The sequence below is a fragment of the Achromobacter pulmonis genome (assembly GCF_021733725.1).
Taxonomy (GTDB): Bacteria; Pseudomonadota; Gammaproteobacteria; order Burkholderiales; family Burkholderiaceae_B; genus Achromobacter; species Achromobacter pulmonis.
In genome coordinates, this window is record NZ_JAIFOT010000001.1 from 3,374,599 (window position 1) to 3,386,770 (window position 12,172).

11 protein-coding genes are annotated in these 12,172 nt (G+C 67.7%); 10 read left to right on the forward strand and 1 reads right to left on the reverse strand.

The annotated features are described in order from the left end of the window. Nucleotides 1-151 precede the first annotated feature (151 nt). From bktB to K2W61_RS15675, 7 genes are all read left to right on the forward strand, one after another. The gene (gene bktB / locus K2W61_RS15645) at nt 152-1,333 is read left to right on the forward strand and encodes a beta-ketothiolase BktB (RefSeq protein ID WP_175135157.1); all 1,182 of its coding nucleotides are present in this window, start codon (nt 152-154) and stop codon (nt 1,331-1,333) included. Nucleotides 1,334-1,422: 89 nt separating this feature from the next. After that, nucleotides 1,423-2,193 (forward strand): class I SAM-dependent methyltransferase, encoded by a 771-nt coding sequence (locus tag K2W61_RS15650; protein WP_175135156.1) that lies wholly within the window; start codon nt 1,423-1,425, stop codon nt 2,191-2,193. Nucleotides 2,194-2,335: 142 nt separating this feature from the next. After that, nucleotides 2,336-3,088: a GntR family transcriptional regulator gene (locus tag K2W61_RS15655; RefSeq protein ID WP_175135155.1), complete on the forward strand. Its 753-nt coding sequence runs from the start codon at nt 2,336-2,338 to the stop codon at nt 3,086-3,088. Next, entirely contained in the window at nt 3,039-4,352 is a 1,314-nt protein-coding gene (locus K2W61_RS15660) for a malonyl-CoA decarboxylase domain-containing protein (RefSeq protein WP_175135154.1), read from the forward strand. The genes K2W61_RS15655 and K2W61_RS15660 overlap by 50 nt, the downstream gene beginning before the upstream one ends. Nucleotides 4,353-4,401: 49 nt before the next feature. Further along, nucleotides 4,402-5,193 carry an enoyl-CoA hydratase/isomerase family protein gene (locus K2W61_RS15665; protein WP_175135153.1) on the forward strand — a complete coding sequence of 264 codons (792 nt, stop codon included), beginning with the start codon at nt 4,402-4,404 and terminating at the stop codon, nt 5,191-5,193. A 5-nt stretch (nt 5,194-5,198) separates the two neighbouring features. Then, nucleotides 5,199-6,740, forward strand: coding sequence for a malonate--CoA ligase (locus K2W61_RS15670; protein WP_175141870.1), 1,542 nt, complete (start codon nt 5,199-5,201; stop codon nt 6,738-6,740). Between the two features lie 164 nt (nt 6,741-6,904). Further along, nucleotides 6,905-7,879: a Bug family tripartite tricarboxylate transporter substrate binding protein gene (locus K2W61_RS15675; RefSeq protein WP_175135151.1), complete on the forward strand. Its 975-nt coding sequence runs from the start codon at nt 6,905-6,907 to the stop codon at nt 7,877-7,879. Nucleotides 7,880-7,906: 27 nt separating this feature from the next. Here the strand turns inward: K2W61_RS15675 and K2W61_RS15680 are convergent, their stop codons facing one another. Continuing rightward, nucleotides 7,907-8,863, reverse strand: coding sequence for an aldo/keto reductase (locus K2W61_RS15680; protein ID WP_236756007.1), 957 nt, complete (start codon nt 8,861-8,863; stop codon nt 7,907-7,909). Between the two features lie 244 nt (nt 8,864-9,107). Between K2W61_RS15680 and K2W61_RS15685 the strand changes: the two genes are divergently transcribed. The 3 genes from K2W61_RS15685 (at nt 9,108) to K2W61_RS15695 (ending at nt 12,154) form a co-directional block, all read left to right on the forward strand. After that, complete coding sequence (locus tag K2W61_RS15685) at nt 9,108-10,079, forward strand: ABC transporter substrate-binding protein (RefSeq protein ID WP_175135149.1); 972 nt, start codon at nt 9,108-9,110, stop codon at nt 10,077-10,079. 388 nt (nt 10,080-10,467) lie between these two features. Beyond that, complete coding sequence (locus K2W61_RS15690) at nt 10,468-11,358, forward strand: ABC transporter permease (RefSeq protein WP_175141871.1); 891 nt, start codon at nt 10,468-10,470, stop codon at nt 11,356-11,358. A 1-nt stretch (nt 11,359) separates the two neighbouring features. Next, entirely contained in the window at nt 11,360-12,154 is a 795-nt protein-coding gene (locus K2W61_RS15695) for an ABC transporter ATP-binding protein (protein WP_236756008.1), read from the forward strand. Nucleotides 12,155-12,172: the final 18 nt, after the last annotated feature.

Sequence of the window (12,172 nt, forward strand, 5' to 3'; positions counted from 1 at the left end):
GGCGCGCCGCTGGCCACTATCGGCGAGCCGCGCGCGGACTGTCCAATAGTAAATTCTTGCCTGGCGATAAGGATCGGATATCGGCGCCCCGGGGGCGGGCTGGGGCGCAGGCCGCACGAGTATGATGAAGGCATCATCAGGAGGAAACATCATGAACGAAGTCATCGTCGCATCCGCCGTCCGTACCGCCATCGGCGATTTCGGCGGCGCGCTGAAAGACGTGCCGCCCTGCGACCTGGGCGCCACTGTCATCAAGGCCGCGCTGGAACGCGCCGCCGTCAAGGGCGACGAAGTCGGCCACGTCGCCGTCGGTCACGTCATCAACACCGAGCCGCGCGACATGTACCTGTCGCGCGTGGCTGCCATCAACGCCGGCATCGCCAAGGAAACCCCGGCCTTCAACGTCAATCGCCTGTGCGGCTCGGGCCTGCAGGCCATCGTGTCGGCGGCGCAGACCATCCTGCTGGGCGATGCCGATATCGCCGTCGGCGCCGGCGCCGAAAGCATGAGCCGCGCGCCGTACATCGCGCCGGCGCAGCGCTGGGGCGCGCGCATGGGTGACAGCATCATGCAGGACATGATGACCGGCGCCTTGTCCGACCCGTTCGGCCGCATGCACATGGGCGTGACCGCCGAGAACGTCGCCGCCCAGTTCGGCATCAGCCGTCAGGACCAGGACGCGCTGGCCGCCGAGTCGCACCGCCGCGCCGCCAACGCCATCGAGGCCGGCCATTTCCGCGACCAGATCGTGCCGATCGTGCAAAAGACGCGCAAGGGCGAAGTGGTGTTCGACACCGACGAGCACGTGCGCCGCGACGTTACGGCCGAGAGCCTGGCCGCGCTCAAGCCGGTGTTCCAGAAGGAAAACGGCACCGTCACCGCCGGCAATGCCTCGGGCCTGAACGATGGCGCCGCCGCGCTGGTGCTGATGAACGCCTCGGTCGCGGCCAAGCGCGGCATCAAGCCGCTGGCGCGCCTGGTGGCTTATGCCCACGCCGGCGTCGACCCGACCATCATGGGCATCGGCCCGGTGCCCGCGACCCAGGCCGCGCTCAAGCGCGCCGGCCTGAGCGTGGACCAGTTGGACGTGATCGAGGCCAACGAGGCCTTCGCCGCGCAGGCGTGCGCCGTGAGCCGCGAATTGAAGCTGGACCCGGCCAAGGTCAACCCCAACGGCAGCGGCATCGGCCTGGGCCACCCGATCGGCGCCACCGGCGCCATCATCACCGTCAAGGCGTTGCACGAATTGCAGCGCGTGCAGGGCCGTTACGCGCTGGTGACCATGTGCATCGGCGGCGGGCAGGGCATCGCGGCGATCTTCGAGCGCATCTGAGCGCAGCGTCAGGCGCCCCCCCGGGGCGCGCCGGGGCGGGCCGCAATGGCCCGCCCGTTGCAGGGCGGGCGCCGGCCTACAATCGCGCCATGTACAAATCCAAATTCCCCTCCGAACTCGACCAGCCGACCCTGTCGGAAGTCGATGGCGTGCGTTATTTGCACTTCAACACCGAATGGGTCCAGGGCGCCATGCGCATCAAGAATCCGTCGGAACTGGTGCTGGAATACACCAGCCAGATGATGGCGTGGCTGCTGTTCCTGGAGCCGCCCAAGGACGAGGCCATTGGCATGTTCGGCCTGGGCGCCGGTTCGCTGGCGCGCTTCTGCGCCAAGCACACGCGCGCGCCGCTGCTGGCGGTGGAGTGGAACCCGCGCGTCACCGCCGCCTGCCACATGTTCTTCCGCCTGCCGGGCGAGAACCGCCTGCGGGTGGAGCATGCCGACGCCGCCGAATGGGCCGCCGATCCGCTCAACGCGGGCCGCTGCCCGGTGCTGATGGTCGACCTGTACGACGCCTCGGCCCAGGGGCCGGTGCGCGACAGCGTCAAGTTCTACCGCGATTGCCGCCGCGTGCTGGGCGAGGTCGGGGTGCTGGCGGTGAACCTGTTCGGCCGCCACGAGAGCTTCGGCAAGAACATCGACAACCTGTCCAAGGCCTTTGACGACCGCGTCGTCCTGCTGCCCGAGATCGACGCCGGCAACCAGATCGTGCTGGCGTTTTCCGGCCCGCGCCTGGCGGTCACGCCCGCCGAGCTGCTGGCGCGCGCCGAGGTGGTCGAATCGCAGTACGGATTGCCGGCGCGCCGCTGGGCGCGTTCGCTGACCCGGCACGCGGTCGACGGCATCCTGCATTTCTGAGATCCGCGCCTGGCCCTGGCCCCGTTTTCCTGGCCAGGGTAGGGCAATTCCTTAGTGTCTGCCTCTAGGACGGATTCACCGGACGACGCTATGATGGGCCTATTCATAATTATGAATTACGGCGCCGTCAGGCCGTCTGCCCATGACCTCTCCCATCGTCCGGCAAGCCTTGTACCTGGAAGTCGCGGATCGCCTGCGCGGCATGATCCATGCGCGCGCGCTGCGCAATGGCGAGTGGATCGACGAACTGCGCCTGGCCGGCGAGCTGGGCATCTCGCGGACGCCGCTGCGCGAGGCGCTCAAAGTGCTGGCCACCGAGGGGCTGGTGCGGCTGGAGCCGCGCCGCGGTTGCTTCGTCAATGAGCTGTCGGCGCAGGACCTGGAAGACATCTTCCCGTTGATGGCCATGCTGGAAGGACGCTGCGCCCATGAGGCGGCGTGCAAGGCGTCGGACGCGCAGTTGGCGGCGCTGGCGCCGCTGCACGAGGCGCTGGCGGGCCATGCCGCCGCCGGCCGCGTCGATGCCTATTACCAGACCAACTACCTGATCCACGAAGCGGTGCAGGCGCTCGCCGGCAATCAGTGGCTGGTCGACATGGTGGGCAATCTGCGCAAGGTACTGAGCCTGTCGCGCCACCGCAGCCTGGCCTGGCCCGGCCGCATCCAGGAATCCTGTGCCGAGCACCTGGCCATATTCGAGGCCCTCCAGGCCCGCGACCCCGAGCGCGCCGAGGCGCTGGCGCGCCATCACCTGATGCGCCAACTTGAGGTGCTGCGCGCGTTGGCCGCCGCCGACGATGACGCGCCGCCGCTTTCCGATCTTCCCGTAGCCGAGGAATCCGTCCATGAACGCACCCGCCAATCTCGCCCCCGCGCGCGGCGCACGCACGCCTGACGCCGAACCGATCGACACGGACGCCGCCGAGGCCGGCGACAGCCTGATCACGCGCCTGGGGCGCCTGTGGGAGCGCGGCCGCCTGCCCAGTGAATCCGAAGTGCGGCGGCTGTTCGAGGCGCGCCTGACCGACGTGGCCGCCAACAAGCTGGCGCGGCGCTGGTGCGACCAGTACGGCGCCGCCGACGGCAAGGACCGGCGCCTGATGCTGGCCGCGCTGGCGCAGGTGCGCGGCACCTTCGCCAGCGATGGCGGCGAGGGCGTGCGCCTGTTCAAGCGCTTCAACGCGCAGCCGCTGGGCCTGCGCTTCCTGGTCGAACTGCGCGCCGACATGCTGCGCTGGCGCAAGCAGGTGGCCGGCATCCAGGCGTTGGACAAGGACCTGGAGGGCCTGCTGTCGGCCTGGTTCGACGTCGGCCTGCTGGAGCTGCGGCCGCTGACCTGGGACTCGCCCGCATCATTGCTGGAAAAGCTGATCCTTTACGAGGCCGTGCACGAGATCCAGTCGTGGGACGATCTGCGCCACCGCGTGGCGCCGGACCGCCGCTGCTATGCCTACTTTCACCCGCAATTGCCGGACGTGCCATTGATCTTCGTCGAGGTGGCGTTCGCCGGCAGCATGGCCGACAACGTGCAGGCGTTGCTGGACAGCAGCGCGCCGCCGCAGGACCTGGAGAAGGCGCGTTGGGCGATCTTCTATTCCATCTCGAACACCCAGCCGGGCCTGAAGGGCATCAGCTTTGGCAATTTCCTGCTCAAGCGCGTGGTCGAGCAATTGCTGGAGGAGCTGCCCAAGCTCAAGTCGTTCGCGACGCTGTCGCCGATTCCCGGTTTCGCCGACTGGCTCGGCAAGCTGGACGCCGAGGCGGTCGAGGCGATGCTGCGCGAGGACAAGTCGCGCGCCAAGGCGCGCCAGCGGGCCGGCGTGCCCGACGGTCGGCGCTGGGTAGCGCGGCTGGCGCGCGCGGCGCAAGGCAAAAAGACGCCCGACGTGGTCAAGCGCGCCGCTTTCCGCCTGGCCGCGCACTATCTGCAGGCCATGAAGAATGGCCTGCCGCTGGATGCGGTGGCGCGCTTTCACCTGGGCAATGGCGCGCGCATCGAGCGCCTGAACTGGGCGGCGGACACCTCGGCCAAGGGGCTCAAACAGTCCTGCGGGCTGATGGTCAATTACCTGTACGACCTGGATGAACTGGACGGCAACCTGGCGCGCCTGCATGACGGCAAGCCCCAGGTCAGCCGCAGCGTGGGGCGCGCGGCCTGAAGCGGCGACGCGTCGCGCAGGACAGAAAAAAGATAATTTCCGAGGGGACATGATGGACAACACGGCAGGCCGTGTGCTGCTGCAACGTGACGGGCCGCTGGCCTGGGTGACGCTGTCGCATCCGGGGCGCCTGAACGCCATTACCGTGGGCATGTGGCGCGAACTGCGCGATGTGTTCACGCGCATCGCCGCGGATGACGACGTGCGCTGCGTGATCGTGCGCGGCGAGGGCGGCAATTTCGCCGCGGGCGCGGACATCCGCGAGTTCCCGGTCGAACGCGCCGACGCCGCGGGCGTGCAGCGCTATCACCGCGAGGTGCTGGCGCCGGCCCTGCAGGCCGTGGCGCAATGCCCGCAGCCGGTGCTGGCGCAGATCGAAGGCGTGTGCGTCGGCGGCGGGCTGGAGATCGCCTGCCAATGCGACCTGCGCATCGCCGGCCAGTCGGCGCGCTTCGGCGTGCCGATCAACCGGCTGGGCTTTCCGATGGCGCCGGACGAGATGCGCGGCCTGCTGGCGCTGGCCGGGCGCGCCGCCACGCTGGCGATCCTGCTCGAAGGCCGCGTGTTCGGCGCTGCCGAGGCCCGTGAACTGGGCCTGCTGACCCGCGTCGTGGCCGATGCCGAGGTGGCCGCGCAGGTCCTGCGCAGCGCCGAGCGCATCGGCCAGGGCGCGCCGTTGGCCGCGCGCATCAACAAACGCCTGTCCGCCCGCCTGATGCAGGGCGGGGCCTTGACCGAAGCCGAATACCAGGATTATTTCTCCTACGCCGACAGCCAGGACCACAAGGAGGGCGTGCGCGCTTTCCTGGCCGGCGTGGACCCCCACTTTTCCGGAGACTGAAAACGGTGAGCAACGCCAATCTATACGCTGTGCTGGAGGGCGGATTCCCCGCCGATCGCAAACAGGTCGCGCTCGAAACCCCCGAGCTGGCCTACACCTGGGACGACATCGACCGCGCCACGGCCTGCCTGGCCAACCTGCTGGGTTCGCTCAAGCTGCCCGAAGGCGCGCGGGTCGCGGTGCAGGTCGAGAAATCGCCCGAAGCCCTGCTGCTGTACCTGGCCACACTGCGCGCCGGCCTGGTATACCTGCCGCTGAACACCGCCTACCGCGAAGCCGAGATCGAGTATTTCCTGGGCAACGCCGAACCCGCCGTGGTGGTCTGCGCCAGCAAGAACCGCGACTGGGTCCAGCGCGCCGCCGACAAGGCCGGCTGCGCCCACGTCTACACGCTCGACGAAGACCGCACCGGCACCCTGCTGGACGCGGCCGGCGGGCTGTCGCAGACCTTCAAGACCGTCAAGCGCAAGCCGGACGACCTGGCCGCCATCCTGTACACCTCCGGCACCACCGGCCGCAGCAAGGGCGCGATGCTGTCGCACGGCAACCTGGCGTCCAACGCGCAGGTGCTGCACAAGTACTGGGGCTGGCGTTCGGACGACGTGCTGCTGCACATGCTGCCGATCTTCCACGTCCATGGCCTGTTCGTGGCCTCGCACGGCGCGCTGCTGGCTGGCGCCAAGATGATCTGGCTGCCCAAGCTGGACGCCGACCAGGCCTTGCGCTACCTGCCGCAAAGCACGGTGATGATGGGCGTGCCGACATACTACGTGCGGCTGTTGGCCGACAAGCGCTTCAACCGCGAGGTGTGCGCCAACATGCGCCTGTTCATCTCGGGCTCGGCGCCGCTGCTGTCGGAAACCTTCAACGACTTCCGCGAGCGCAGCGGCCACGCCATCCTGGAACGCTATGGCATGAGCGAGACCGTCATGCTGACTTCCAATCCCTACGATCCGGCCGATGGCGAGCGCCTGGCCGGCACCGTGGGCCGGGCCCTGCCGGGCGTGCAGGTGCGGGTGGTGGACGATGCCGGCATCGCGCTGGCGCCGGGCGAGATCGGCAATGTGCAGGTGCGCGGGCCCAATGTGTTCTCGGGCTACTGGCGCATGCCGGAGAAGACCCGCGAGGAATTCACCGCGGACGGCTGGTTCAAGACCGGCGATGTGGGGCGCTGGGGCGGCGAATCCGCCGGCCGCGACGTGCCGGCCGACTACCTGTCGATCGTCGGCCGCAGCAAGGACCTGATCATCTCGGGCGGCTATAACGTCTACCCGAAGGAGATCGAGACCCTGATCGACGACATGCCGGGCGTGGCCGAGTCGGCCGTCATCGGCGTGCCGCATCCCGATTTCGGCGAAGCCGTGGTGGCGGTGGTGGTGCCCAAGGACGGCGCCAACATCGATGCCGCTGCGATGCAGGCCGAACTGAAGGCGCGCATCGCCAATTTCAAAGTGCCCAAGCGCGTCCACATCGTTGACCAACTGCCGCGCAACACCATGGGCAAGGTGCAGAAGAACGTGCTGCGCGAAACCTACCAGGCGCTGTAGCGCCATCATGCCGGGCCGGTCCATGAGGACCGGCCATTTTTTTCCAAGGAGCCCGATCCCTTTCAGAACGATTCCCGAACCAGGCAGCATTCCAACCCAAGAACACAAGAGACGAGACGCGGGAAACGCGCCGTCCCCACGCTGCAGCAAGAGAGGAGACAACAATGAAATACCGCACACTCGCCGTGGCCCTGCTGGCCACCCTGGCCGCAGGTTTTGCCGGCAGCGCCGGCGCCGCTTCGTGGCCGGAACGGCCCATCACGCTTATCGTGCCCTTTCCCGCGGGAGGCGGCACCGATACGTTTGCCCGTCCCCTGGCCCAGCAACTGACGATGCAATTGGGCCAGTCGGTGGTAATCGACAACAAGGGCGGCGCGGGCGGCACCGTCGGCGCCGGCGTGGCCGCCAAGGCCAGGCCCGATGGCTACACCTTCTTCATGGGCGGCGCGCACCACGCCCTGGCGCCGTCGCTGTACAAGAACCTGAACTACAACATCCAGAAGGACTTCGTGCCGGTGGCGTTGGTGGCGCAGCCGCCGCAGGTGATTGTCATCAATTCCACCAAGCTGCCGGTCAAGACGGTGCAGGAATTCGTCGATTACGCCAAGAAGCACCCCGGAGAAATCAACTTCGGCACCGCCGGCAAGGGCAGCACCCACCACCTGGCCGGCGAACTGTTCGCCATGCAGACCGGCATCAAGCTGGTCGATGTGCCGTATCAGGGCGCGGGCCCGATGCTGTCGGCCTTGATCGGCGGGCAGGTGGACCTGGCGTTCGACGGCCTGGGCTCGTCGGCCGGCCACATCCGGGCGGGCGCGATCAAGCCCCTGGCGGTGGCCGCCGACAAGCGTTCACCGTCGCTGCCGCAGGTGCCGACGGCGGCCGAGGCCGGCGTGCCGAACTACGTGGTGTCGACCTGGTACGCGGTCTGGGCGCCTGCCGGCACCCCGCAGGAAGCCGTGGACCGCATGGCGGCGGAGATCACCAAGGCCCTGAACACGCCCAAGCTCAAGGAAACCTGGGAAGGCAACGGCTCGGCCATTCCGACCCTGACCGGCCCGGCCTTCGGCAAGTTCGTCGATAGCGAAGTGTCGCGCTGGGCCAAGGTGGTGTCCGATTCGGGCGTCAAGCTGGATTGACGCCCGCGGCGTTGGCGCGCGCCCGCGTCAACGCCACTCGCTGGCCAGGCTGAGCCTGGCCAGCTGGTCGCGCGTCAGCGTCAGGCTGGCGGCCTTGACCAGTTCGTCCAGCTGCGCCAGCGAGGTGGCGCTGACGATCGGCGAGGTGATGCCGGGCTGCGCGATCTGCCACGCCAGCGCGGCCTGGGCCGGCGTACAGCCGGCATCCTCGGCCACGTCGTCCAGCGCCTTGAGGATGCGATCGCCGCGCTCGTTCAGATAGGTGTCGACGATCTTCTTGCCGCGCGCGCTCTTGCCGGCGTCGGCCGGGCTGCGGTACTTGCCGCTGAGAAAGCCGCTGGCCAGCGCGTAATAGTTGATGGTGCCCAAGTCCTGCGCTTTGACCAGCGCCTGCAGGTGCGCCTCGAACGGCTCGCGGCTGTAGAGGTTGTACTCGGGCTGGATGCTCTCGTAGCGCGGCAGGTTGTGCCGTTCGCTGGCGATCAGCGCTTCGGACAGGCGCACCGCCGTGTAGTTGGAGGCGCCGATGGCGCGCACCTTGCCGGCCTCGATCAGCTTGGCGTATTCGCCCAGCGTGTCGGTCAGCGGGGTGGTGGGATCATCCTGGTGCGACTGGTACAGGTCGACGTGGTCGGTCTGCAGCCGCGCCAGCGAGGCCTCCAGCGAGCGCCGGATGTAGGCCGGCGCCAGGCCCTTGGCGTCCGGGCCCATTTCCATACCGACCTTGGTGGCGATCAGCACGCGGTCGCGCTTGCCCGAGCGCTTGAGCCACTTGCCGATCAGGGTTTCGGATTCGCCGCCCTGGTTGCCGGGCACCCAGCGCGAATAGACATCGGCGGTGTCGATGAAGTTCAGGCCGGCGTCCACCAGCGCGTCCAGCAGCGAGAACGTGCCGGCCTCGTCGACGGTCCAGCCGAAGACGTTGCCGCCGAAGGTGAGGGGAGGGATCTGCAGGCCGGAACGGCCGAGTGCGCGTTTGATCATGATGTGGCCCTTTGGATGTCTCGGATGTCGTGTCGCGCGGGCGTGGCGCTTTTCGTGCATTGGCGCAGTCCGCCCCGGCATGGGGCGCGCCTGCCGCGCATGCACCATTTCAGGGATTCCCCCCAAGTGAAATTGGGTTGCGACACGTTAGACTATACGGCTTTACGGCTGTCCGGACCCGTGGGGAAGCCCGCGGAACAGCCGTAACAATGAACAAATAACGCAGGGTTCAAGGAGCTTACCTATGCTGATCGGAAAAAAACATTTTCTGACGGTTGGCGCGATGGCGCTGGCGCTGGCTATCGCCGCGCCGGTGGCGGCGCAGCAGAAGTCGGTGGCGGTTACCGCCATCGTCGAGCATCCGGCGCTGGATGCGGTGCGTGACGGGGTGCAGGACGCCCTCAAGCAGGCCGGCTACGAGCCGGGCAAGAACCTGAAGTGGCAGTACCAGAGCGCCCAGGGCAACACCGGCACCGCGGCCCAGATCGCGCGCAAGTTCGTCGGCGACCGGCCTGACGCCATCGTCGCCATCGCCACCCCGTCGGCCCAGGCCGTGGTGGCCGCCACCAAGGACGTGCCGGTGGTGTATTCCGCCGTGACCGACCCGGTCGCCGCCCAGCTGGTACCCAGCATGGACGCCTCGGGCACCAACGTCACCGGCGTGTCGGACCTGCTGGCGCTGGACAAGCAGGTCGAACTGATCAAGAAGATCGTGCCCAACGCCAAGCGCGTCGGCATGGTCTACAACCCGGGCGAGGCCAACTCGGTCGTGGTGGTCAAGAAGCTGCAGGAACTGCTGCCCAAGTCGGGCATGAGCCTGGTCGAGGCCGCCGCGCCGCGTTCGGTTGACGTGGCTTCCGCCGCGCGCAGCCTGATCGGCAAGGTCGACGTGATCTACACCAACACCGACAACAACGTGGTCTCGGCCTACGAGTCGCTGGTGAAGGTCGGCAACGACGCCAAGATCCCGCTGATCGCCTCGGATACCGACAGCGTCAAGCGCGGCGGCATCGCCGCCCTGGGGATCAACTACCGTGACCTGGGCGTGCAGACCGGCAAGATCGTGGTGCGCATCCTCAAGGGCGAGAAGCCCGGCGCGATCCCGTCGGAAACCATCTCCAAGCTGGAGCTGTACGTGAACCCGGGCGCCGCCGCCAAGCAGGGCGTGACGCTGTCCGACGCCATCATCAAGTCGGCCGCGGTGGTGGTAAAGTAAAACGCAAGTCGTCCGGCCCCGCTCCTGCCCACCCGGCATGAGCGGGGTTTGTTTTATCTTGTTTTCTTGTTGGCCCCGCGCCGGTACGCGGGGTTTCCAGGGCGGCAGCATCCACAAGGTGCGCGCGGCCCGGCGCGCAGGCGTTGGTCTTGAACGGCATGTCGGCCCCCGGCCGCCGCGCCGCGTTTTGCTCCCCGGAGCGTTCATCAAGCAGCCCGCTTGCGGCCCCGGCCGCCAAGCCCGGCAACGCCTTGGCAGGAATCGAGAGAAAATCGCACGGCAGGAAACGTTTATTGCGAAAGCTCGGGTAAAACTGATCCCGAAACGCAAGAAGTTGGACGTTCCGAATCTCTAATATGCTCGTTTCTTACCTGATTGGATTTGTCCCATGTCATTGTTCTCGTTGCTAGGCGCGCTGGAGATCGGCCTGATCTTCAGCCTGGTGGCCTTGGGCGTGTATATCTCCTTTCGCCTGCTGCGCTTTCCGGACCTGACCGTTGACGGCAGCTTCCCGCTGGGCGGCGCCGTCTGTGCCACGTTGATCGCCGCGGGCACCGACCCGTTCCTGGCCACCATCGCCGCCACGTTCGCCGGCGCGGCGGCGGGCCTGGTCACCGGTTGGCTCAACGTCAAGCTCAAGATCATGGATCTGCTGGCCAGCATCCTGATGATGATCGCGCTGTATTCCGTGAACCTGCGCATCATGGGCAAGCCCAACGTGCCGCTGATCACCGAGCCCACCGTCTTCACTATTCTGCAGCCCGCATGGCTGTCGGATTACGTGGCGCGGCCGCTGATTCTGCTGGTCATCGTGATCCTGGCCAAGCTGGCGCTGGACTGGTTCTTCGCCACCCAGACCGGCCTGGCGGTGCGCGCCACCGGCTCGAATGGCCGCATGGCCCGCGCGCAGGGCGTCAACACCGGCCGCATGATCCTGGGCGGCATGGCGCTGTCGAACGCGCTGGTCGCGATGGCCGGGGCGCTGTTCGCGCAGACCCAGGGCGGCTCCGACATCTCCATGGGCATCGGCACCATCGTCATCGGCCTGGCCGCGGTGATCGTCGGCGAAAGCATCCTGCCGTCGCGCAAGCTGGTGCTGGCCACGCTGGCCGTCATCATCGGCGCCATTGTCTACCGCTTCTTCATCGCGCTGGCGCTGAACAGCGACTTCATCGGCCTGAAGGCGCAGGACCTGAACCTCGTCACCGCGGTGCTGGTCACGATCGCCCTGGTCATTCCCATGCTCAAGCGCCGGCTGGTCGGCAAGAAGGGGCGCTGATATGTTGTCCGCAAAAGACCTCAAGATCACTTTCAACGCCGGCACGCCGATCGAAACGCGCGCGTTGCGCGGGCTGTCGCTGGAGATCCCCTCGGGCCAGTTCGTCACCGTCATCGGTTCCAACGGCGCCGGCAAGTCGACCTTCCTGAATGCTGTCTCGGGCGACCTGCCGGTCGATTCCGGCCGCATCGAGATCGACGGCGCCGATGTCACGCGCCAGCCGGTGTGGGGCCGCGCCGGCCGCGTGGCGCGCGTGTTCCAGGATCCCATGGCCGGTACCTGCGAAGACCTGACCATCGAAGAGAACATGGCGCTGGCGCAATTGCGCGGCGCGCGCCGCGGCTACGGCCGCGCGGTCAAGGCTTCGATGAGGGAGGGGTTCCGCGAACGCCTGGCCACGCTCGGCCTGGGCCTGGAAAACCGCCTGAGCGACCGCATCGGCCTGCTTTCGGGGGGCCAGCGGCAGGCCGTGAGCCTGCTGATGGCGGCGCTGCAACCGTCGCGCATCCTGCTGCTGGACGAGCACACCGCTGCGCTCGACCCGCGCACCGCCGACTTCGTGCTGCAACTGACGGCGCGCATCGTGGCCGAAAGCAAGCTCACCACCATGATGGTCACCCACAGCATGCGCCAGGCGCTGGACGTGGGCGACCGCACCGTGATGCTGCACCAGGGCCAGGTGGTGCTGGACGTGTCCGGTGACGAACGCCGCGGCATGGACGTGCCGGACCTGCTGGCCATGTTCGAGCGCGTGCGCGGCGAGAAGCTGTCGGACGACGCGTTGCTGCTGGGCTGATGGCGCGAAGCCGCACCG

Excerpts from the sequence above, each read along its gene's own strand:
- K2W61_RS15695 (WP_236756008.1), top strand. The coding sequence starts at position 11,360 with ATGTTGTCCGCAAAAGACCTCAAGATCACTTTCAACGCCGGCACGCCG.
- K2W61_RS15660 (WP_175135154.1), top strand. The coding sequence starts at position 3,039 with ATGAACGCACCCGCCAATCTCGCCCCCGCGCGCGGCGCACGCACGCCT.
- K2W61_RS15650 (WP_175135156.1), top strand. The coding sequence starts at position 1,423 with ATGTACAAATCCAAATTCCCCTCCGAACTCGACCAGCCGACCCTGTCG.
- K2W61_RS15655 (WP_175135155.1), top strand. The coding sequence starts at position 2,336 with ATGACCTCTCCCATCGTCCGGCAAGCCTTGTACCTGGAAGTCGCGGAT.
- bktB (WP_175135157.1), top strand. The coding sequence starts at position 152 with ATGAACGAAGTCATCGTCGCATCCGCCGTCCGTACCGCCATCGGCGAT.
- K2W61_RS15690 (WP_175141871.1), top strand. The coding sequence starts at position 10,468 with ATGTCATTGTTCTCGTTGCTAGGCGCGCTGGAGATCGGCCTGATCTTC.
- K2W61_RS15665 (WP_175135153.1), top strand. The coding sequence starts at position 4,402 with ATGATGGACAACACGGCAGGCCGTGTGCTGCTGCAACGTGACGGGCCG.
- K2W61_RS15685 (WP_175135149.1), top strand. The coding sequence starts at position 9,108 with ATGCTGATCGGAAAAAAACATTTTCTGACGGTTGGCGCGATGGCGCTG.
- K2W61_RS15680 (WP_236756007.1), bottom strand. The coding sequence starts at position 8,863 with ATGATCAAACGCGCACTCGGCCGTTCCGGCCTGCAGATCCCTCCCCTC.
- K2W61_RS15675 (WP_175135151.1), top strand. The coding sequence starts at position 6,905 with ATGAAATACCGCACACTCGCCGTGGCCCTGCTGGCCACCCTGGCCGCA.